This is a genomic window from Allochromatium humboldtianum, assembly GCF_013385175.1.
Taxonomy (GTDB): Bacteria; Pseudomonadota; Gammaproteobacteria; order Chromatiales; family Chromatiaceae; genus Thermochromatium; species Thermochromatium humboldtianum.
On the sequence record NZ_JABZEO010000010.1, the window covers coordinates 128648 to 149456 of the forward strand.

Annotated in this window: 26 protein-coding genes, 2 tRNA genes and 1 pseudogene; 13 read left to right on the forward strand and 16 right to left on the reverse strand. The window is 63.7% G+C overall.

From position 1 onward, the window contains the following. Nucleotides 1–5: 5 nt before the first annotated feature. Nucleotides 6–926: a competence protein CoiA family protein gene (locus tag HW932_RS14990; RefSeq protein WP_222932394.1), complete on the reverse strand. Its 921-nt coding sequence runs from the start codon at nucleotides 924–926 to the stop codon at nucleotides 6–8. Between HW932_RS14990 and HW932_RS14995 the strand changes: the two genes are divergently transcribed. From HW932_RS14995 to HW932_RS15050, 12 genes are all read left to right on the forward strand, one after another. After that, on the forward strand, nucleotides 913–2052 hold the full coding sequence (locus HW932_RS14995) for a hypothetical protein (RefSeq protein WP_176977306.1): 1140 nt from the start codon (nucleotides 913–915) through the stop codon (nucleotides 2050–2052). The genes HW932_RS14990 and HW932_RS14995 overlap by 14 nt on opposite strands. Nucleotides 2053–2185: 133 nt before the next feature. Next, on the forward strand, nucleotides 2186–2803 hold the full coding sequence (locus HW932_RS15000; protein WP_425485123.1) for a 3'-5' exonuclease: 618 nt from the start codon (nucleotides 2186–2188) through the stop codon (nucleotides 2801–2803). Between the two features lie 17 nt (nucleotides 2804–2820). Then, a complete protein-coding gene (locus HW932_RS15005; protein ID WP_176977307.1) occupies nucleotides 2821–3189 on the forward strand; it encodes a PIN domain-containing protein in 369 nt (122 codons plus the stop codon). A gap of 56 nt (nucleotides 3190–3245) precedes the next feature. Then, nucleotides 3246–3425 carry a hypothetical protein gene (locus HW932_RS15010; RefSeq protein WP_176977308.1) on the forward strand — a complete coding sequence of 60 codons (180 nt, stop codon included), beginning with the start codon at nucleotides 3246–3248 and terminating at the stop codon, nucleotides 3423–3425. A 3-nt stretch (nucleotides 3426–3428) separates the two neighbouring features. Next, nucleotides 3429–3911: an aminoacyl-tRNA deacylase gene (locus HW932_RS15015; RefSeq protein WP_176977309.1), complete on the forward strand. Its 483-nt coding sequence runs from the start codon at nucleotides 3429–3431 to the stop codon at nucleotides 3909–3911. Nucleotides 3912–3944: 33 nt separating this feature from the next. Continuing rightward, nucleotides 3945–4520 carry a DUF2939 domain-containing protein gene (locus tag HW932_RS15020; RefSeq protein ID WP_176977310.1) on the forward strand — a complete coding sequence of 192 codons (576 nt, stop codon included), beginning with the start codon at nucleotides 3945–3947 and terminating at the stop codon, nucleotides 4518–4520. Nucleotide 4521: 1 nt separating this feature from the next. Beyond that, entirely contained in the window at nucleotides 4522–5229 is a 708-nt protein-coding gene (locus HW932_RS15025) for a ProQ/FINO family protein (protein ID WP_176977311.1), read from the forward strand. Beyond that, a complete protein-coding gene (locus tag HW932_RS15030) occupies nucleotides 5226–6227 on the forward strand; it encodes a hypothetical protein (protein WP_176977312.1) in 1002 nt (333 codons plus the stop codon). The genes HW932_RS15025 and HW932_RS15030 overlap by 4 nt, the downstream gene beginning before the upstream one ends. A 45-nt stretch (nucleotides 6228–6272) precedes the next feature. After that, nucleotides 6273–6734 (forward strand): hypothetical protein, encoded by a 462-nt coding sequence (locus HW932_RS15035; RefSeq protein WP_176977313.1) that lies wholly within the window; start codon nucleotides 6273–6275, stop codon nucleotides 6732–6734. Nucleotides 6735–6769: 35 nt separating this feature from the next. After that, a complete protein-coding gene (locus HW932_RS15040; protein ID WP_176977314.1) occupies nucleotides 6770–7735 on the forward strand; it encodes an ADP-ribosylglycohydrolase family protein in 966 nt (321 codons plus the stop codon). A gap of 106 nt (nucleotides 7736–7841) precedes the next feature. Continuing rightward, the gene (locus HW932_RS15045; RefSeq protein WP_176977315.1) at nucleotides 7842–8186 is read left to right on the forward strand and encodes a phenylpyruvate tautomerase MIF-related protein; all 345 of its coding nucleotides are present in this window, start codon (nucleotides 7842–7844) and stop codon (nucleotides 8184–8186) included. A 33-nt stretch (nucleotides 8187–8219) separates the two neighbouring features. Continuing rightward, nucleotides 8220–9083 (forward strand): isocitrate lyase/PEP mutase family protein, encoded by an 864-nt coding sequence (locus tag HW932_RS15050; protein WP_176977316.1) that lies wholly within the window; start codon nucleotides 8220–8222, stop codon nucleotides 9081–9083. 77 nt (nucleotides 9084–9160) lie between these two features. Here HW932_RS15050 and yiaA read toward each other — a convergent pair whose 3' ends face one another. From yiaA to HW932_RS15130, 15 genes are all read right to left on the reverse strand, one after another. Then, nucleotides 9161–9601, reverse strand: a complete 441-nt coding sequence (gene yiaA / locus HW932_RS15055) for an inner membrane protein YiaA (protein ID WP_176977317.1) — start codon at nucleotides 9599–9601, stop codon at nucleotides 9161–9163. 21 nt (nucleotides 9602–9622) lie between these two features. Further along, nucleotides 9623–9928 (reverse strand): YebG family protein, encoded by a 306-nt coding sequence (locus tag HW932_RS15060; RefSeq protein WP_176977318.1) that lies wholly within the window; start codon nucleotides 9926–9928, stop codon nucleotides 9623–9625. A 108-nt stretch (nucleotides 9929–10036) separates the two neighbouring features. Beyond that, nucleotides 10037–10690, reverse strand: a complete 654-nt coding sequence (locus HW932_RS15065) for a hypothetical protein (RefSeq protein ID WP_176977319.1) — start codon at nucleotides 10688–10690, stop codon at nucleotides 10037–10039. A gap of 37 nt (nucleotides 10691–10727) precedes the next feature. Beyond that, complete coding sequence (locus HW932_RS15070; protein ID WP_176977320.1) at nucleotides 10728–10877, reverse strand: hypothetical protein; 150 nt, start codon at nucleotides 10875–10877, stop codon at nucleotides 10728–10730. Nucleotides 10878–10975: 98 nt separating this feature from the next. Then, nucleotides 10976–11950 carry a hydrolase gene (locus tag HW932_RS15075; protein WP_176977321.1) on the reverse strand — a complete coding sequence of 325 codons (975 nt, stop codon included), beginning with the start codon at nucleotides 11948–11950 and terminating at the stop codon, nucleotides 10976–10978. 313 nt (nucleotides 11951–12263) lie between these two features. After that, a tRNA-Pro gene (locus HW932_RS15085) sits at nucleotides 12264–12340 on the reverse strand. Nucleotides 12341–12380: 40 nt separating this feature from the next. Continuing rightward, nucleotides 12381–12755, reverse strand: a complete 375-nt coding sequence (locus HW932_RS15090; protein ID WP_091334567.1) for a MerR family transcriptional regulator — start codon at nucleotides 12753–12755, stop codon at nucleotides 12381–12383. Further along, nucleotides 12736–13035, reverse strand: coding sequence for an integration host factor subunit alpha (gene ihfA, locus HW932_RS15095; RefSeq protein WP_012970205.1), 300 nt, complete (start codon nucleotides 13033–13035; stop codon nucleotides 12736–12738). The genes HW932_RS15090 and ihfA overlap by 20 nt, the downstream gene beginning before the upstream one ends. 6 nt (nucleotides 13036–13041) lie before the next feature. Beyond that, entirely contained in the window at nucleotides 13042–15420 is a 2379-nt protein-coding gene (gene pheT / locus HW932_RS15100; protein ID WP_176977323.1) for a phenylalanine--tRNA ligase subunit beta, read from the reverse strand. Nucleotides 15421–15539: 119 nt separating this feature from the next. Beyond that, nucleotides 15540–16571: a phenylalanine--tRNA ligase subunit alpha gene (gene pheS / locus HW932_RS15105; RefSeq protein ID WP_176977324.1), complete on the reverse strand. Its 1032-nt coding sequence runs from the start codon at nucleotides 16569–16571 to the stop codon at nucleotides 15540–15542. 133 nt (nucleotides 16572–16704) lie between these two features. After that, nucleotides 16705–17061 carry a 50S ribosomal protein L20 gene (rplT, locus tag HW932_RS15110; RefSeq protein ID WP_012970202.1) on the reverse strand — a complete coding sequence of 119 codons (357 nt, stop codon included), beginning with the start codon at nucleotides 17059–17061 and terminating at the stop codon, nucleotides 16705–16707. Between the two features lie 32 nt (nucleotides 17062–17093). Then, entirely contained in the window at nucleotides 17094–17291 is a 198-nt protein-coding gene (rpmI, locus tag HW932_RS15115) for a 50S ribosomal protein L35 (RefSeq protein WP_091334571.1), read from the reverse strand. Nucleotides 17292–17445: 154 nt separating this feature from the next. After that, nucleotides 17446–17973: a translation initiation factor IF-3 gene (gene infC, locus HW932_RS15120; RefSeq protein WP_176977332.1), complete on the reverse strand. Its 528-nt coding sequence runs from the start codon at nucleotides 17971–17973 to the stop codon at nucleotides 17446–17448. Nucleotides 17974–18042: 69 nt separating this feature from the next. Further along, nucleotides 18043–19962, reverse strand: a complete 1920-nt coding sequence (thrS, locus tag HW932_RS15125) for a threonine--tRNA ligase (RefSeq protein WP_176977325.1) — start codon at nucleotides 19960–19962, stop codon at nucleotides 18043–18045. Nucleotides 19963–20154: 192 nt separating this feature from the next. After that, nucleotides 20155–20231 (reverse strand) — tRNA-Val (locus tag HW932_RS15130). Nucleotides 20232–20476: 245 nt separating this feature from the next. Here HW932_RS15130 and HW932_RS15135 point away from each other — a divergent pair. Further along, nucleotides 20477–20809: pseudogene (locus HW932_RS15135) on the forward strand (hypothetical protein); the annotation flags it as partial.

Genomic DNA, 20809 nt, shown 5'->3' on the forward strand with positions numbered 1-20809 from the left:
TGCCTCTAACCTTCTTCGCGTACTGCACCGACGCCTTTGAGCTGCGAAATCAGAGCCGACTTCACGCCGACTGGGAAGACCCAGTTCCTGTATCGCGGCTGGTAGCGTCCGCCGAGTGACTTCGCAATCGCTTTGATGATGGCGTTGACTTGATCATTGAACGAAGACCAGAGGCAGAGCCCCCAGCCACGATCGACGAGATGAATCGGGGTTCCAAACAACCGATAGCGCAACCGTTCGCCACCATTCGGCTGAGGAGCGGATTGCTCGTAGGCTTTCGCCACGGCCTCGCAACGGGCCTGGTCACGGAGTCTTTCGAGATCAGGGTGAAAGAGCCAATGACGGTTGTCGGATCGCTCCAGCACGTCCGCGCGCAGTACGGCCCAAGACCAGGATTCGTGCCGGCTTGGGTCGAGCTGGATCTCGAAGGCGTGGATACCGAAACTGGACAGGGCGTTGCGCTTGAGCGGGTCGACGCGATGGGTCACGGCGACCTCGATGAAGACGGGTCTCGCCTCGTGCGTACCCATGACATCGATGCGGTAATCTCCGACCGGAACCTCTTCGCGTGGGTCGGTCAGTTGCCAAACCTCCGCAGGACGAGCGAGAGCAGCCTCGCCGCAACGGCCGTCATCAAGCTGATGCGACTCTCGTGCTTCCAGCGCCGGGACGAGAATCGCGCTGTCGCGGATGATCAATTGCTTGGCGGCCTTGTGCAGCGCACTTTCGGCACCGCCATCACAGTCGTTGCCGCTGGCATGTGCGAAGTGCCAAGTGCGGACTTCGCCCTGACGCGCAATCAGAACCTCGCCGCAAGCAGGGCAACAGCAGTCGCATGCCTTGCCGCGAGCCACTTCATCGACTGAGACAAGGTGGCCGTTTTGATCGATACCGAACGACTGGAGCAGATTCATGTTTTCCATCATCGATGACTCCTCGGCTGAAATGCCGTTGACGTTGAATGCGGAGGCAAAGGTGGCCGAGGGCAACGACAATGAACAGGGAGCGAACCGGTTGGAAACCGGTTGGGATCCAAAAGAAATCAGAGAATTGGCAAAGAGGCTGGATCAAATCGCCGCCGGCTGGGACGAGCGACGGAAGCGGCCGGTTCAGATATTGCGTGTGCTCTGCAAGCTGACGGAGCGGGATCCAGATCGGTTGCAACCTGGAGTGGATTCGGAGAGGTGGGGTTTCCGCGCAAAGGAGATTCTCGGCGAGATGACTCGCTTCAAAGTTCCTGGAGCTGAGGGGTGGGCAACAGATCAGGAGCGAGCGAAGGGGCGGATGCATGAGCATTGGCCAGAGATCGAAGCGATCTGGGAGCGTCAGCTGGAAACCATCGAGGATGGGTTGAGCGCCGCTGGAATCGACGTGAGGCCCAAGCCCTGGTCTTCAGGCAGCGCCGGCGGGCACGCGAACCGGTACGGGTTTCGATTTGATGCCAAGGAAGGAACTCAGGGTCGCAAGCCGCCCCGAACGAGTCGACCACTCCCGGTAGATTTGGACTACCGCCTACAGACGATTTCAGATCACTGGCTGATCCACTGGATCTCAGGCAGGGGACTGTACCTTGGTGGCTGGGCCGGCAAGCTCTATCTCTTTATCTTCGGACCCCTGCTGTTTGGCGGGCTGCTTTTGCTTTGGCTTTTCTTCGTGGCGATGGTCCATGCGCCCACCTCTCTCGATTTCCTCAAGATCGGCGCGTCCTGGATGACCATCATAGCCGTCTGCTATTTGATCTTCGGCTGGCAGTTCCGTCTGGTCGCTAATCGGATTGCCCTCGCGCCCCTGTTACTACAACCTTTCGGAGCCCGCTACAACGACTATCTGCTGGAGCTGCGCCCAGATCCGGAGACGGAACGAAATACGCTTCACCTCGTGCGCTATGTCGCCAACTGTCCCATCTGCGCTGAGAAAGGTTGTGATACGGTGCGAATCGAATCCGGTCGTTTGGAGTTCTTCGGTCGTCTCGTCGGACGTTGCAACCGTTCACCGAACGAGCATGTATTTTCTTTCGATCATGTGACGCGACACGGGCGCTTCTTGCGTTGATCGAGATTGATTTGTCGTGCGCTATTTTCTCAATCGACTACGAAACCTGCCACCTTGAGTTGACGCAGATCAATTCGCTCCGAGCCGTCCGATCCGACACACGAGGAACCTGCCGCTGGACACCATCGCCGTCATCGACTTCGAGACCACCGGCCTGTCCCCGGCGCACGGCGAGCGCGCCACCGAGATCGCCGCCGTCCTGGTGCGCGAGGGCCGGATCGTCGACCGCTATCAGAGCCTGATGAACGCGGGCCGGCGCATCCCGCCCTTCATCGAGGCGCTGACCGGCATCAGCACCGCGATGGTTCGCCAAGCGCCGCCAGCCGAGCAGGTCATGGCCGAAGTCGCTGATTTCGTCGGCACGGTTCCGCTGGTCGCACACAATGCCGGCTTCGACAGCCGGTTCTGGGATGCGGAGTTAAGCCGGATCGGTCGTCAGCGCTGTCAGTCCTTCGTCTGCTCGATGCTGGTGGCCAGGCGCGTTATGCCCGAGGCCGCCAGTTACAAGCTCGGGTCGCTGGTGGCGATAGCCGGACTGCCGAGCGCCGCGCGGGCACACCGCGCCCTGGCCGATGCCGAGATGGCTGCGCATCTGACGCTCTATCTGGAGCGGGAGCTACAGCGCCGCTTCGGGCTGGCGACGGTCACATATGAACTGCTGGAGCGGATTCAGAAGGTGCCCAAGCGCGGGCTTCAGAGGTGCGTGGAGCGGTATGGTTCTTCATGCACCGGAGGCCAAGCTGAGGGATGAATGATGGAGCCTCACGGTTGCGCCACATCCTGATCGACTACGAGAGCCACCAGCCGCCGGACCTCGCGCCGGTTGCCGATGACGAGACCGCTGTGGTGATCTTCGTCGGCCCCCAGCAGCACCGCCTGCCGTTCACGCTCGTCGACGCGATGCAGCGGCTCGGCGCACGCGGGAGCTATGTCAAGGTCGCCAAGATGGGCCACAACGCGCTCGACTTCCACTTGGCTTTCTACCTCGGCGAGCGAATGCGTGACGATCCGGGCGGGGTCTTCCGCATCGTTTCGAAGGACAGCGGTTTCGATCCGCTCATTGTCCATCTCCAGGGGCGCGGCCTGGATGTGGCACGCTGGCTGGATCTGGACGGCGACACGCCCGGTGAGGCTTGAAGCGCCCGCCCCAGCTTCGGATACTGCCACGACATCCGCCATACGGGATATACACAATGACTTCCGAACAAAACACCCGCGTCACCGTCGTCGACATCCAGATGCCATTCCTGTCGATGGTCGTCTTCATGGTCAAGGCCGCCATCGCCTCGATCCCGGCGGTTTTCATCCTGACGGTCATCGCCTCGGTGTTCATGGCGATTCTGAGCGCCCTGTTCGGTTCAGGTCCGCGTTGACCGATGAAACCCGCCAAGGAACCCGTCACCCAGGCCGTGCGCGTGCTGCGCGCCGCCGGCGTGGCCTTCGAGGGCCACCCCTACACCTACGTCGAGGGCGGCGGCACGGCCCAGTTCGCGCGTGAACTCGGAGTCGACGAACATCTCGTCATCAAGACGCTGGTCATGGAGGACGAGCACCACCAACCCATGCTTGTCCTCATGCACGGTGATCGCCAGGTCTCGACCCAGGCACTGGCCCGTGCCATCGGCGTCAAGCGGGTCACGCCCTGCGATCCCAAGGTCGCCGACAAGCATTCGGGCTATCAGGTCGGCGGCACCTCACCGTTCGGCACCCGCCGCGCCATGCCGGTCTATTGCGAGCAGGGCATTGCCGATCTGCCGCGCCTCTATATCAACGGCGGCAAGCGCGGCTACATCATTTCACTGGCCACAGTGGATCTGCGGCGCGTGCTCCAGCCGACCCTGGTGAGCATGGCGGTCTGACGCTCGCAAGCCCTGGAGACAATGGAGACCTGGATGAAACGAATCGCCTGGATCATCGGCTTGCTCGCCCTGCTGCCGGCTCTCTGGATCGGCGCCGGCCCCTATCTTGCCGTGGCCGACATCGAGCGCGGGATCAACAACAAGGATTCCGAACGGCTCGCCGAGCGCGTCGACTTCCCGACCCTGCGCCAAAACCTCAAGGACCAGCTCAAGGTCACGATCCTCAAGAGCGCGGCCAAGGAACTGGAGGACAATCCGTTCGGCGCACTGGCCACCGGACTGGCCACCACGCTGGTCGATGGCCTCGTCGATGCCTTCATCACACCGGCCGGTCTGGCCAGCCTGATGGACGGTGAACGGCCGTCCATCGGCTCCATCCCATCACGCGCGGCGTCCAGCCCGGTGCAAACGCCCGAGCCGGATCAGGCACAGACACAAGACCGTGATCTCTTCAAGAACGCCCGCCACAGTTACGATTCCCCCTCCCTGAGCCGTTTTTCGGTCTGGGTTCCAGGCCAGGACGGCCGGGAGACGCGCTTCGTACTGCAACGCGATGGGCTTTCGTGGAAACTGGTCAATGTGATCTTGCCGCTCGATGAGACCTCCTGAGATGATCGACACGCCCAACCCAGAATCCACTGTCGCAACAGACGCCAAGCCCCAGAAGCCCCGGCTCGACCTGGCGGCCCTCTACCCGGCCTGCTTCAACTGGAAACAGCCGCGCCCGCTCAAGATCGGAATCTTTCATGATCTGCGCGCCGCTGGACACCCGCGTCCGGCCATCCATAAGGCTCTCGCCGTCTACTGCTCACGCGGGCGCTATCTGAAGGCGCTCCGTGCCGGAATGCCCCGCCTCGACCTCCAGGGCCAGCCGGTCGGCACCGTGACCGCCGACGAAGAAGCCGTGGCCAAGGCCAAGCTCGCCGGCACCTGGACACCGCCGAACCGTCCGGCCACCAACACCGTCTCCGCCGGACAGCCAACCCCCGACCTCCCCATCGACGCCCCACTCAGCGAGGACAACATCGTGACCGGACGCCTGGAACTGACCCTGAAGTTCTCCGACCTGCCCAAGCCAATGCCGGTCAAGAACGGGATGAAGATCGGCATCCAGACCGATTCGGCGCTGGTGGTGGCCACGCTGCCGCCGAAAGCCTGGAAGAAGCTGGAGCAGGCGCAAGCGGAGTGGCCGCAGTGGGTGGCGGCGCTCACCGGGAAGCTGGGGACGCGGGCCGGGGCCGATGGTGAGGCCGTGGTGGTGCTGGAGCAGCCGGCGTTGCAGGTGTTCGAGAAGAAGGCGAAGACCACCACCACATGAAACCACCCTCGCCCCCCGTCGTCTGGGAGATCGACATCCCGCTGGCGACCAACCCGCGTCTGCTCAAGACCTTGGCCCTGGTCTCGGGTCTGGCGGCGCTGATCTCCAGCCTCTTCATGAGCGTCATCCTGGGCGCCCAGGGCGACTGGGACGACATTCCACCCCTGGTGGGGATCTTGGCCTTGGTCGGCCTGGGACTGTTCGTCAGCTTTGTGCTGATCGCCCTGATCGTTTTCGGCAACCGTCTGCGCACGCGCTATACGCTCGATGCCCAGGGAATCCACCAGGAGACCATCGACCGCACCAGCCGACTCGTCAACCGGCTAACCGTACTCGGGGGCGCGGCGAGCGGACAACCCGGTCCGACGGGCGCCGGACTAACCGCTCGTGCTCGTGAAAGCGAGCGGCTCGATTGGCGTGGCCGCTTCAGCCTCCAGGTCCAGCCGCGCGCCCATCGGCTGATCTTCCGCAACGCCTGGCGACCGCTGATGGAGGTCTACTGCACACCCGAGAATTTCGCGCAGGTCGAGGCCCTGGCACGACACTTCATGCACCGGCATCACACATCCGAGCGCACGCCGGCGCGCTCGCCCCTGCCGTCCTATCTGGGACACTCGGTGCTGATCCTGCTGGCGGCCTTCATGCTGTTCACCGTGCACGACGAATTCGATCTGGACCTGTTCGCGCCGATCCTGGTCATGGCCTTCGCGCTGGCCACGCTGTGGCTGATCCCGCTGTTCGGCTATGTCGTGCTGCTGGTCAATGCCGGTATCCTGGTGTCGCTGGTGCTGGCCGCCCTGGAAGAACGGACCTCCTACATCCGCCCCCAGGAGCGCTATCGTCACTACGAGGTCTTCTCGGATGCCGACTGGGCGTTGCTCGGCTTCAGCCTGCTGGCGCTGGGCTATCTGTCCTGGCTGGCGTGGCGGGCGGCGCGCGGACGCTTGCTGTCGCGGCTGATGCGCGATCAAGACGATCTGACCGGCTCGGGCGACTGAGGCGTTGCGAACACGATCATGCTAGACCACTGGAGAACAGGACACATGCCATTCACGACACTGTCACGCGGGGCGCTGTGGAGCCTGCTGCTCACGTTCCTGCTGTTCGGGACCGTTCAGGCCGATCCCATCGCCGAGGTTGAGCGGATCCTCGACGACATTCGCCAGGATCAGCCGGTGCCGCGCCTGGACTATCTGCACCCTGTCACGCCCATGAATCCCGGATGTGCGCTCTTCGAGGGTCAGTACGGCACCGTCACCCTCCAGGTCGAGACCCATCCCGACAGTCCGCGTGTCGCCTCGCTCCTGCTCCGGATCCCCGGCCCGGATCAGACCCGCCCCCTGCTCCCGACTGTCGCGCGCGTACTCGGAGCACCGCACAGTCAGGATCGAAGCCAGTCGAGTTATAGCTGGGACTGGCCCGAGTATCGCACCGCCTCGCTCCACTATGCCCCCGGCGGATCCGGCGTACCGGGCCAGACGATCGTGTCGCTGTTCTATCGCTAGCCGCTCCGGCTGACCGGACCATCGAGGACATCCCCATGTGCACTGACACCGCTTCAGATCCGCCCACGCTCCGCGACCGCTATCACGGAGCCCTGCTCGGTCTGGCAGCCGGGGACGCACTCGGCACCACGCTGGAGTTCACCCGTCCCGGTACCTTCGCGCCGATCACGGACATGGTCGGCGGCGGTCCCTTCCGGCTCGCCCCCGGCCAGTGGACCGACGACACCTCGATGGCGCTGTGTCTGGCCGAGAGCCTGATCGAATGCCGGGGCTTCGAGGCCGCCGATCAGATGCGCCGCTACCGGCGCTGGCGGGACGAGGGCTATTGGAGCAGTACCGGGCGCTGCTTCGATATCGGTAACACCGTGGCCGGTGCCCTGAACCGCTTCATCGACACCGGCGATCCCTTCGCCGGCGCGACTGATCCCCACACCGCCGGCAACGGCTCGCTGATGCGTCTGGCTCCGGTACCACTGGCCTTCGCCTGTGATCCGGTCGCTGCCGTGGAACAGGCCGGACGGATGTCGCGCACCACCCATGGAGCGGACGAGGCGGTCGATGCCTGCCGCTACTACGCCGGACTCCTCATCGGCGCCCTCCAGGGCGTGGAGAAATCCGTGCTGCTCGCACCGCACTTCGCCCCCGTGGGCGTCGACTGGAACCAAACACCCCTGGCTCCCGCCATCGCCACGATCGCCGCCGGTTCCTTCAAGGAGCGCCATCCCCCGACCATCCGGGGCACCGGCTATGTGGTCCAGGCGCTGGAAGCAGCGCTGTGGGCCTTCCACACCAGCGACAGCTTCGCAGACGGGGCGCTCAAGGCGGTCAATCTGGGTGAGGATGCCGATACCACCGGGGCCATCTATGGCCAGTTGGCCGGCACCTACTATGGCGTGGCGGCGATTCCCCCACACTGGCGGATCCGACTGACTCACGCCGAGGCCATCGCCCGTCTGGCCGATGGGCTGCTGGAGCTGGCGGGACTGGAGGCGACGGATTAAGGCCTGAGTTGACACCCATGACGACTTCTTGCCGGCTCGACTGTCGGCGACGTGCGGACTGAAGTATAACCACCGCTGTCACGTCCAATCGCCAGAGGCTCTATCCATGCCCACACTCCGCCTGCTGACCAACGTCGAGATCGCTCCCGAGTCCCGCCCCGCGCTGCTGGCCCGTGCCTCGCGCACGGTCGCTGAGCTTCTTGGCAAGCCCGAGTCCTATGTCATGGTGATCCTGGAGAGCGGGCGCGACCTGCTGTTTGCAGGGACGGCTGATCCGGCCGCCTATCTGGAACTCAAGAGTCTGGGCCTGCCTGAGTCGCGGACAGCGGAGTTCTCGCGCGCCCTCTGTGGTCTGCTCAACGAAACGCTGGCCATCCCGCCGGAGCGGGTCTACATCGAGTTCGCCGCCCCGCCCCGGCATCTGTTCGGCTGGAACAACGCGACCTTCTGATATCCTCATCTCATGCGGTCAAACGAACATCCGATGCCTGACGCCACACCGGCCGCCCGTCTGCGTGCCCTGCTCGCCCGCGATCAGCTCCAGCTGATGCCTTGCTGCTTCGATGCGCTCTCGGCGCGCCTGATCGAGCAGGCCGGCTTTCCGCTGACCTTCATGAGCGGCTTTGCCGTCTCCGCCGCGCGACTGGCGCTGCCAGATACCGGCCTGATCACCGTCACCGAGATGCTCGATCATGGACGCTCGATCTGTCAGGCCGTCGACATCCCGGTCATCGGCGACGGCGACACCGGACACGGCAACCCGGCCAACGTGCGCCGCACCGTCGAGCAGTATGCCGCCGCCGGCTTTGCTGGGATCATGATCGAGGATCAGGTCGCGCCCAAGCGCTGTGGACATACCGGCGTCAAGGCGGTGGTGGAGCGTTCGGAAGCGCTACGACGTATCCGGGCCGCCGTCGAGGCCCGTGAGGCCGGCGCGGATCTGGTGCTCGTGGCCCGCACCGATGCACGCAGTGCGGTGGGACTCGACGAAGCGCTATGGCGCTTGCAGGCATTCGCTGATCTGGGGGCCGAGGTGCTGTTTCTGGAAGCGCCGCGCGATGAACAGGAAATGGAGCGCTTCTGTCGTGCGGTGCCCGGCTGGGCGATGGCTAACATGCTGGAGGACGGTCTGACACCCTGGCTGCCGCCCGAACGCCTGGCCGAGATGGGCTATCGGCTCGCGGCCTATCCGCTGAGTCTGCTCAGTAGTGCCGTGGCGGCGATGCAGGGCGCGCTGGCCGATCTTCAGGCCGGACGTGCGCCGCAAACGCGCGTCTCCTTTGGCGAGCTACGCCGGATCGTCGGCTTCGACGACTATGAAGCCTTCCTGGATCGCTATACCGAGTAGGCTCTGGGCCGCTTGGTTCAGCCGTCAGCACAGCCGACACGCCGTCGCGTCAGTGATCCGAGTCTGACCGGTAATGATCAGAAATCCTTGTCCTTTGCCTCAGGCGCCGGTGAGTCCTCGTGCCACAGCGCCATGTCCCGCACATTTTTCTGCACCGCCACCGCCGCAAACAGGCTGAGGATGAAGGACATCGCATAGAAGCCTTTTTCACTGGGCGCGAAGGAGGCATTCCAGAGACCAACGGCCAGCAGCAACACCGCTAATCCGAGCGACAGCCAGCACAGACCGAAATAGAGTCCCGTCACCGGAAGGCCTTCGAGTCGATCCCGCACCGATTTTTGCAGCGACACCGCCGAGAACAGGCCGTACATCAGCAGCGTGAAGTAGTAGCCCTTTTCATTGAGCGGCATCTGCGCGTTCCACAGGCCGATCAGGTAGGCCAGCGCACCGATGAACAAGGCGGCCCAAGAGGCACCGATGAAGGCGCTGGTCGGTCGTTGTGCCGGCGGTGATTTCATAGCCGTCCCCGAAAGTCTGTATCAATGGGTGGCCTTGAGCGGCGTCACCCTGGGTGTCGGTTCGCTCACCACCGGATCCGGCTCGGACTCCACCGGCTTGCCCTTGAGGATCAACTCGACCTCACGCGCATGACGCGCCAGATGCACCGTCAGCGTCTCCAGATCGTCATCGGGCAGGCTCGGCAACACCGACCCGGCGCGCAGCCAGTCGGCCAAGCGCTCGGCGTTCTCCAGAATCCGGTCATAGGCTTCAGCGGCCTTCTTGTCGGCGGTGCGCAAGCGTTCCACTCCCCGGCGGTCACGGACGATGTATTCGATTTCGATCATGGCGGTCGTGTCTCTCTGTTGGTCTGAAGTGCGCGTATCGCCCGCTGGTTCGCCGCCCCTGATCGTGTTCCGCCCGGCCACGCATCAAGCGGCGTTTTCCATCCACGCTCAACGTTCGCGCTGCGCGGTCTCGCGAACCCAATCGGCGCGAGCGTAACCATTGCCTGGAAATTCTTTTTGTAGCGTGGTTTCCTGCCGTACCAGCCGGCGGGCAAGAGCGGCAAGCGCCGCCAGTTCGGTTTCGCTGCGCACCTCCAGCGGCGCCACCAGACTGATACCCGTCGCCCACTTTAACTGCTCCAGTCGCCACGACGGCGCAACCTCCATGTCAATGCCCTCCGCCGTCAACCGCTGACGAATCGTGCATATCCGTTGGTCATGCCGCTGCGCCTCGTCGGAAGGTTCTCGGCAGGTGTAACTCACCAGTTTTTTCCGGGAGGTGCCGACCCGCCGGTAATTCTTCTTCAGCCCTTCAGTCAGCCAGTCGTCCTGTGGCCCTGGCCCGGCTTCCTGCCATGCCCGGCCTTCGATGGCGACGGCATAGACATGACGCGGGTGCTGCCACCAGACGATAATCCGCCGGCCATTCAGGATGAAACCGACGTCATCCCACCACGACAGGCGATCGGGCGGCGTTTCCTGATAACTGTGCGGGATATACAGTCCGCCCGGACTCAACCGCCAAGGATGATTACGATGGTATTGCTGCTGCATGCGCGTGAGCAATTTGTGTTTTTTGAGCTGTGTCAGCGAATAGACCATGGCGAAACCGGCGATGAATAAAGAGCAGGACGGCGCTTCAGTCCGGGGCGATGGTCGCCTCTCCCCGCCGCGCCGTGATCCAGAGAAAGCGTTCACCGCCGATCTCGTGCCGGTCAGCCTGCTCGATCTCCAGTCCCGCCGCCGTCAGTTGCGCGGCCAGTTCCAGCATGGCGCGGCAGAAGTCCATCCCAGTGACCGTCCAGCTGCACTCAAGGAGTGCGGCTGAAGGTATCACAGTTGAGTCAAAGCCAAGCAGTCAACGCTTTCTGCTGTCTGCAGCAAGACTCAGGCGCCTGTGTGCAGATACTCCAGCACACGGGTGTCGAGCCAGTAGTGCGGTCTCCAGGGCCAAGTTCCGGCGACGAACCCAACATGCCCGCCGTGCGCGGCCAGTTCGAGCGTCACGCCGGGACCGAGTTCATGCGCCCAGGGAATCGTCGTGGGGAACATGAAGGGATCATCCGCCGCCTGGAGGATGAGCGTGGGCGTGTGGATGCCGGCCAGAAAGGGCCGACAACTGGCGCGGGTGTAGTAGTCGAAGACGCCCGCGAAGCCGTTGAGCGGCGCGGTGATCCGGTCGTCGAACTGGTTGAAGTCGCGGATGGCGTCCAGGTCGACATCCAATGGGAAGGGGCGCTCGGCGAACTTGCGCCGTAGACTGGCCTTGAGCTTGCCCAGCAGATGGCGCCGGTAGAGGCGCGAGCCGCCCAGATCCAGCCGCAACATCGCATCGCGCAGCACGAAGGGCACCGAGACGGCTACCGCGCGTTGCAGCCGTGGCGCGGGTGTCTCGCCCAGATACTTGAGCAGCAGGTTGGCCCCGAGTGAGAAGCCGATCGCCGCCGGCGGCGCGCCCTCGGGATCGCGGCTCAAGACCTCCAGCACCTCGGCCAGATCCGCGCTTGCGCCCGAGTGGTAGGCGCGATCGAGCCGGTTCGGTTCCTCCGAGCACCCGCGCAGAAACAGGAAGATCGGCTGGAAGCCGCCACGCGCGAGCGCCCGCATCAGACTCCCCGCATAGTGCGACTCCAGGTTGCCTTCGAGACCATGGATCACCAGCACCCGTGGACCGGATGACGCACCCAGTGCCAGATCGATGAAATCGCCATCGGCCAGTTCGATCCGGCGCCGTGTCAGCGCCAGGCGCGGACGGCGGCGCATCAGGCTGGGCCAGAGGGTCTGGAGATGAGGACCGGGCAGCCACCAGGCCGGACGGAAGCGGCTTGTCGTGAGGCGGCTCGTGGTGCGCGGTGTAGTCATGCAAGAGCCTTGCTGGTCATGGCGATTCGGGTTCCGCTGGAGAGGCTGAGTATCACTGGCGCAGTCCCACGACCACGACCACGACCACGACCACGACCACGACCAGCGCCATTCGCTCGATGGACTCAGGCCAGCCAAGGGAAGCCGCCCGTGCGGCCAGGACTGGCCGCGCATATGGGCAATCGATCCAGCGGCCGGAGGGCGTCGCCGCTACCCAAGATTTCACGCGACTACAGACGCGACTACAAAATCGTTTAGTACCCCAAAAATGCAAAACGGCTAGCTGATTTCTCAGCTAACCGCTTGATTTTATTGGTCGGGGCGAGAGGATTTGAACCTCCGACCACCTGAACCCCATTCAGGTGCGCTACCAGGCTGCGCTACGCCCCGTTGGAAAGAAGCGGAATCATACGCCGTCAGCCGACCGGCGTCAACGCCGAAGCACATGCAGGATCTCTTCGAGTTCGAGCCGCATCTGCCTCAGGATCTGATGAGTCTGACTGAGATCCTGTTTGGCGCCCTCGCCGCTGAGCTGCTGACGGGCGCCGCCGATGGTGAACCCCTGCTCATAGAGCAGATTGCGGATCTGGCGCACCATGAGCACGTCATGACGTTGATAGTACCGGCGATTGCCGCGCCGCTTGACCGGCTTGAGCTGCGGAAACTCCTGCTCCCAGTAACGCAGCACATGCGGCTTGACGCCGCACAGCTCGCTGACCTCGCCGATGGTGAAATAGCGCTTGCCGGGGATCGGCGGCAGTTCGCCGTCGCTCGCTCCGATCAGGCTATCGCTCGGTTCCCGCATAGGCTTCCACCCTCGACTTGAGCTTCTGGCCCGGACGGAAGGTCACGACACGCCGGGCGGTGATGGGGATCTCCTCGCCGGTCTTGGGATTGCGCCCGGGGCGCTCTTTCTTCTCGCGCAGATCGAAGTTGCCGAACCCGGACAGCTTGACCTGCTCGCCGCGTTCCAGAGCGGCGCGGATCTCCTCGAAGAACATCTCGACGATGTCCTTGGCCTCGCGTTTGTTCAGGCCAAGCTCTTCGAACAAATGCTCGGCCATATCGGCTTTGGTCAAGGCCATACCGGTTCAATCCCTCAAGCGTGCATCGAGTTCAGCAGTCAGGCGCTCCAGGATCCGCCCCACCGTCGTATCTATGATTTCGTCTGTAAGTGTCTGAGAAGACGACTGTAAAATCAATCCTAAAGCGAGACTTTTTCGACCTGTTTCGATGTTCTGGCCAGTGTAGACATCGAACAGGATCAGGTCGCGCAGCAGGTCCGAGGCGGCCGAACGGATGCACTGCTCGACCGCTTCGTAGCTGACCCCTTGGTCGACCAGAATCGCCAGATCGCGCCGGATACCGGGATAGCGTGAGATCTTGGCGTAGCGCGGCAGTACGCCCGGTGTCAGCGGCGCCAGATCGAGTTCGAACACGAACACGTCGCCGGTCAGATCGAGCTGCGCGGCGAGTGCCGGATGCAGCATCCCGATCAGGCCGACCGTCTGACCGTCGCGCTCGACGCGCGCGGTCTGGCCCGGATGCAGCGCCGGATGCTCGGCCGGCACGAAGCGGAAAGACGCCGGCGCGCCGGTCTGGGTCAGCAACGCCTCGACATCGGCCTTCAGATCGAAGAAATCAACGCCCTGCTCTTTCTGGCTCCACTGCTCCGGCAGCCGGTCGCCGACCACCAGGCCGGCGATCCCCGGCGTCTGGGTCAGCCCCTCGGAGCCGAAGCGAAAACGCAGTCCGCTCTCGAAGATCCGCACGCGCTCCATCTGCCGCGCCTGATTGTAGACAGCGGTTTGCAGCAGTCCGGGCCAGAGGCTGGTGCGCATGACCGAGAGTTCGGCGCTGATCGGATTGGCCAACTTGAGCGTCTCGACACCCGGCTCGACCAGTTCCTGGATCTCGGGACTGACGAAGCTGTAGGTGATGACCTCCTGGAATCCGCGATCGACCAGTGCCAGTCGCGCGCGGTCGAGTTCGAAGCGGGTCTCCGAATCGGACTGAGTCGCCGAGGCCGAGCTGGCATGACTGACCGGGATCAGGTCATAGCCGTGGATACGCCCGATGTCGGCGATCAGATCGACCTCCTGCACCAGATCGAAACGTGCACTCGGCGGCGTGACCTGCCAGCCGTCATTGCATCGCTCGACGGTCATGCCGAGCCGTTCGAGGATGTCCTCAATGGTCTCACTGGGCAGTTGCAGTCCCAGAATCCGCGCCACTCGCTCGGCGCGCAGATGCAGCGGCGTCGGGCGCGGCAGATGTTCGGTTGCGCTGACTTCGCACACCGGCCCCGGCTCGCCGCCGACGATGTCGAGCAGCAAGCGCGTGGCACGCTCGATGGCGCGCACCTGGAGTTCGGGATCGACGCCACGCTCGAAACGGTGCGAGGAATCGGTGTGCAGCCCGTAGCTGCGCGCCTTGCCGCTGACGGCCAGCGGGGCGAAGAAGGCGCTTTCGAGCAGGATGTCGCGCGTCTCGTCACCGACGCCCGACTCGGCGCCGCCCATGATGCCGGCGAGCGCGACCGGGCGCTCGGCATCGGCGATGACGAGCGTGTCGGCGCGCAGGGTCGCCTGTTCGCCGTTGAGCAGCGTCAGCGTCTCGCCCTCGCCGGCCATCCGCACCCGGATCTCGCCCGCGAGCTTGGCCAGATCGAAGCCGTGCATCGGCTGACCGAGTTCGAGCAGCACATAGTTGGTGACATCGACCACCGGGCTGATGGCGCGAATGCCGCCGCGCCGCAGCCGCTCGCGCATCCACAGCGGCGTGCTCGCGCTGGGATCGATGCCACGGATGACGCGGCAGACATAGCGCGGGCAGGCTTCGGGCGCCTGCAACTGGACCGGGAAGCGCTCATCCGTGGTCGGCGCGACCGGCTCAATAGCGACCGGCGTCAGAGGCACGCGATTGATGACCGCGACCTCGCGCGCCAGCCCCGCCAGCCCGAGACAGTCGCCGCGATCCGGGGTCAGATCGACCTCGATGCACTGATCGTCGAGCGCCAGCCAGGCACGGAAATCCTCGCCCAGGGGCGCGTCGGCGGGCAGCGGCAGGATGCCGTCGGAGGACTCGGCCAGACCCAGTTCGCTCGCCGAGCAGATCATGCCGAACGACTCGACCCCGCGCAGCTTGGCGCGCTTGATCTTGAAATCCCCCGGCAGACAGGCGCCGATGGTCGCCACCGGCACCTTCATGTCCGCCGCGACATTGGCCGCGCCGCAGATGATCTGGAGCGGGGCGTCCTCGCCGACATCGACCGAGCAGACACGCAGCTTGGCGGCGTCCGGATGCGGCTCGACGCTGAGCACATGGCCGACCTTGACCCCACTGAAAACAGGCGCCGCCGGTTCGACCGCGTCGACCTCCAGCCCCGCCATGCTGAGTTGATCGGCCAGGCGCTGGGTATCGACCGGCGGGTTCACCCATTCGCGCAGCCATGCCTCACTGAATCGCATGTCCCACTCCCCACCCCGACGCCTGCTCGGCCTCGGGCAAAATGAAAACCAGATGATTGGTGTCTGACCCCGACGGACGGCGCAGGCGCGGCTCGATCCGGTCGCCTGTCACGCCACGCTCAACGGAACTGACGCAGATAGCGCAGATCGTTGTCGAAGTTGAGCCGGATGTCGTCGATGCCGTAGCGCAGCATGGCCAGCCGCTCCACGCCCATGCCGAAGGCATAGCCGAGATGACGCTCCGGATCGATGCCGACATGGCGGAAGACCTCGGGATAGACCATGCCGCAGCCGAGCACTTCCAGCCAGCCGGTCTGCTTGCAGACGCGGCAGCCATCGCCGTCACACATCACGCACTGGATGTCGACCTCCGCCGAGGGTTCGGTGAAGGGGAAGTAGGACGGCCGGAAACGCAGCTTGAGATCGCGCTCGAAGAAATTGGTCAGGAAATCGTAGAGCACGCCCTTGAGATCGGCGAAGCTCACCTGCTCGTCGACCAGCAACCCCTCGACCTGATGGAACATCGGGGTATGGGTCAGATCCGAGTCGCAGCGATAGACGCGCCCCGGAGCGATTACCTTGAGCGGCGGCGCCTGTTCTTCCATCACCCGGATCTGCACCGGCGAGGTGTGGGTGCGTAGCAGCCGCTCGGCATCGAAATAGAAGGTGTCGTGCATCGCCCGCGCCGGATGGTGCTCGGGGATGTTGAGCGCCTCGAAGTTGTGATAGGCGTCTTCGACCTCGGGGCCTTCGACCACGGCAAAACCGGCGTTGGCGAACAGCCGCTCGATGCGCCGTAGCGCACGGGTGACGGGATGCAGTCCGCCGGGCGCCTGTCCGCGTCCGGGCAGGGTGACGTCGATGCGCTCGGCGGCCAGACGTGCGGCGAGCGCGGTCTGTTCGAGCGCGGACTTGCGCGTCTCGATTGCCTGCTGCACGGCGTCCTTGGCCTGATTGATGGCTTGGCCGGCGGCTGGACGCTCGGCCGGCGGCAGGGTGCCGAGTTGCTTGAGCAGGGCGGTCAGCTCACCGCTCTTGCCCAGATAGCGCACGCGCACCTGATCGAGCGCCGTTGCATCGGCAGCCTGGGCGACGGCCTGGATCGCGGCCTCCTGGAGCGACTGGATACCGAGCGCGGTCTGTTCGGCCATGGTGGTCTCCGGAAAATCGACTCCCTGGCTTCGCGGCACCCAAGATAGACGCCGGGCGGGGAGCGGAACGGATCAAAGCAAAGAGGGAAAGACCTCGGCCTTTCCCTCTGTGTCGACAGCGGCTGGCGCCGGATCAGGCCAGGGCGGCCTTCGCCTGCTCAGCCAGCGCCGCGAAGGCGACGCTGTCGTGATAGGCGATGTCGGCGAGCATCTTGCGGTCGACCTCGACGCCGGCCTTCTTCAGCCCGTCGATCAGACGGCTGTAGGACAGACCGTTGTCACGCGCGGCGGCGTTGATACGGGCGATCCAGAGCGCGCGGAATTCGCGCTTTTTCTGACGACGGTCACGATAGGCGTACTGGCCGGCCTTGATGACCGCTTGCTTGGCGACCCGGAAGACTTTGCTTCGGGCGCCATAATAGCCCTTGGCCTCTTCGAGGATCTTCTTGTGCCGCGCGTGGGCGGTGACGCCGCGTTTGACTCTTGGCATTCTCTACTCTCCGGTCTGGGGTTCAGTGCAATCTAGCAGTACGGAATCATGCGCCGCGCGGCACGCAGATCCGACTTGTGGATGCGCTGAGGCGCACGCAGTTGACGCTTACGCTTGGTCGACTTCTTGGTCAGGATGTGACGACGGTGCGAGGCGTTGCACTTGACACCACCGGAGGGCGTGCGCTTGAAGCGCTTCGCGGCTCCTCGATTGGACTTGATCTTGGGCATGGGACTGGATGACTCCGCTATTTGCCGATGATTGTGAGGCGACGACGCACGCGAACCCCGATGAAACCGAGAACGCATCGGGCGCCGCCTGGGCGCCCGATGACTGACTCGATTCGACCTGGGAGATCAGGACGGCTCGCGTGCCGGAGCGTCGCTATTTCTTCTTGGGACCGAGCACCATGACCATCTGCCGGCCTTCCATGAGCGGCTGCTGTTCGACGATGCTCACCTCGACCAGGTCGTTCTCGATACGCCGGAGCAGCTCCAGCCCGAGTTCGCGGTGGGCATGTTCGCGCCCACGAAAGCGCATGGTGACCTTGGCCTTGTCCCCTTCGTTGAGGAAACGGGTCAGGTTGCGTAGTTTGACCTGATAGTCTCCCTCGTCCGTCCCTGGGCGAAACTTGATTTCCTTGATCTGGACCTGCTTCTGCTTTTTCTTGGCCTCGTTCTTCTTCTTCTTCTGATCGAAGAGAAACCGACCGAAATCCATCAAACGACACACCGGAGGTTCGGAGGTCGGCACGATCTCGACGAGATCCAGGCCCGCCTCCTCGGCCATGGCGATGGCCTCACGGGTGTTGACGACTCCAACCTGATTTCCATCCGCGCCGATCAGCCGGACTTCCGGGATGTTGATCTCTCTGTTGACGCGGTTTCTCTTTGGCGCGGCGATAGCAGGTATCCTCCAAAAACTCGAATAAACACGGCCCGGGCAAATTGGCCGATGGCGCGATTCGCCTCTAACCGTCCATCAATGGATGCGGTTCGCGACGTCCTGGCTCAAGCGCTCGATGAAGGCATCGAGGCCGAAGGAGCCGAGATCCTGACCCTGGCGGTCGCGGACCGACAATGAGCGGGTCTCGACCTCGCGATCTCCGACCACGAGCAGATAGGGAACCCGCTGCAGGGTGTGCTCGCGGATTTTAAAGCCGATCTTCTCGTTTCTCAAGTCGAACTCGGCGCGGAAGCCCTTGTCGCGCAAGGTCTTAACGACCTCCTTGACATAGTCGGCCTGACGGTCGGTGATATTGAGCGCCACCGCCTGCACCGGCGCCAGCCAGACGGGCAGCAGACCGGCATAGTGTTCGATCAGGATGCCGATGAAGCGCTCGACCGAGCCGAGGACGGCACGATGGATCATCACCGGCGTCTGCTTGCTGTTGTCCTCGGCGATGTAGTGCGCACCGAGACGGCCGGGCATCGAGAAATCGACCTGGATGGTACCGCACTGCCAGGCGCGTCCGATGCTGTCGCGCAGGGTGAACTCGATCTTGGGGCCATAGAAGGCGCCCTCGCCCGGCTGGATGCGGTAGGTCAGCCCCTTGTCGTCGAGTGACTGGGCGAGCGCCGCCTCGGCCTTGTCCCAGAGTTCGTCAGCGCCGACACGCTGGTCGGGACGCAGCGACAGAGCCAGCTCGATGTCGTCGAAGCCGAAGTCACGATAGGTCTCGAACACCATGTCGATCAGGGTCGCAACTTCAGACTGAAGCTGGTCTTCGGTGCAGAAGACGTGGGCATCGTCCTGGGTGAAGCGGCGCGCGCGCATCAGGCCGTGCAGGGTGCCGGACGGCTCGTTGCGATGCACCACGCCGAACTCGGCCAGCCGCAGCGGCAGGTCGCGATAGCTCTTGAGTCCCTGATTGTAGAGCTGGATGTGACCGGGGCAGTTCATCGGCTTGATAGCGAAGTCGCGATCGTCGAGCTGAGTGGTGAACATGCCGCCGGCGAATTTGTCCCAGTGGCCGGAGCGCTCCCACAGCGAGCGGTCGAGCACCTGCGGGGTCTCGATCTCCTGATAGCCGTACTCGTCGAGCTTCTCGCGCATGTAGGCTTCGGCGAGCCGGTAGACCACGCGACCCTTGGCGTGCCAGAAGGCCATGCCGGGCGCTTCGTCCTGGAAGTGGAACAGATCGAGCTGCTTGCCGAGCTTGCGATGATCGCGCTTCTCGGCCTCTTCCAGGCGGTGCAGATAGGCGTTGAGTTCCTTCTTGTCGCGCCAGGCGGTGCCGTAGAGGCGTTGCAGCATGGCGTTGCGCGAGTCGCCGCGCCAGTAGGCGCCGGCGAGCTTCATCAGCTTGAAGCCGTTGCCGAGCTTGCCGGTGCTCGGCAGGTGCGGGCCGCGACAGACGTCGAACCAGTCGCCCTGGCGGTAGATGGAAACCGCTTCGCCGGCCGGGATGATGTCGTCGATGATCTCGACCTTGTAGTGCTCGCCCAGCTCGGCAAAGACGCGCTTGGCTTCCTCGCGATCCATGACCTCGCGCACGATGGGCAGATCGCGCTTGACGATCTCGTGCATGCGTTCTTCGATGCGCTCCAGATCGGCGGGCGTGAAGGGTTCGTCGCGGGCGAAGTCGTAATAGAAGCCGTTTTCGATCGCCGGACCGATGGTGACCTGGGTGCCCGGATAGAGCTCCTGCACGGCCTGCGCCATCACATGAGCGGCGTCGTGGCGCAGCAGTTCGAGCGCGGTCTCCTCGTCCTTGCTGGTGACGATGGCCAGCTCGGCATCGTGATCGATGACATGGGAGGTGTCGACGAGCCGACCGTCGACGCGACCGGCGAGCGCGGCCTTGGCCAGACCCGGGCCGATGGCGGCGGCGACGTCATGGACGCTGACGGGCTGCTCGAAAGAGCGCTGGGAGCCATCGGGAAGCGTAATCAGAGGCATCTTGGATCCTGGGTTTCAGTGGCGATCGATACGAGGGATCGCGTGAGTCTTTCGAGACGCCCGGCATCGGGGATCGATGCTACACTGACGCGGCTCGAAATGCGGGCAATAAAAAAGCTGCCAGCTTTCAGCGAAAGACTCTCAGCCGGTTTTCATGCTGAAAGCTGATCGCTGAAAGCTGGCAGCCGGTGTTGGTAGGCGCGATTGGACTCGAACCAACGACCCCCACCATGTCAAGGTGGTGCTCTAACCAACTGAGCTACGCGCCTGTCGTCAAGAGACCGCCATAATACAGGCCGATTCCGACGGCTGCAAGTCTTTTTTCGAACCAATCGAGTAACACCCTCGCTTGGCGCTCCTCCCGCCAACGTGAGGCCTGATCCGGCGCGCCTCATGGGGGCCACAAAATGTCGCGAAATGTCAATCGAGCGTCCGGTCGATTCGACATAATCGCCGAGCCGTCTCTTGATCATCGGGCTAAACCTATGCGCGGGTACATTGCACGAGAGTCGCCATGAGCAAACTATCCGAGAAACTCAAGGAAGAATTCCATGCGCTGCTACCGCCGGCGATCTTCTTCTTCGTCGCGCTACACCTTGTTGCCTTCGTCCGGGTCTTGATGCTGAAGGGGACCGGGATCGCAGTCGGCACCTCCGCCTCCGTAACGCTCGCGGCCTTGATCATTGCCAAGGCGGTTCTCATCGCGGACTTGCTGCCATTCATCAATCGCTATCCTCACAAACCGCTCGTATACAACGTCGCCTGGAAAACCACGATCTACTTTCTGGTAGCCGCGTGTGTCCATTACCTGGAGCGGCTCGTTGACTACTGGCGGGAGTCCGGTGGA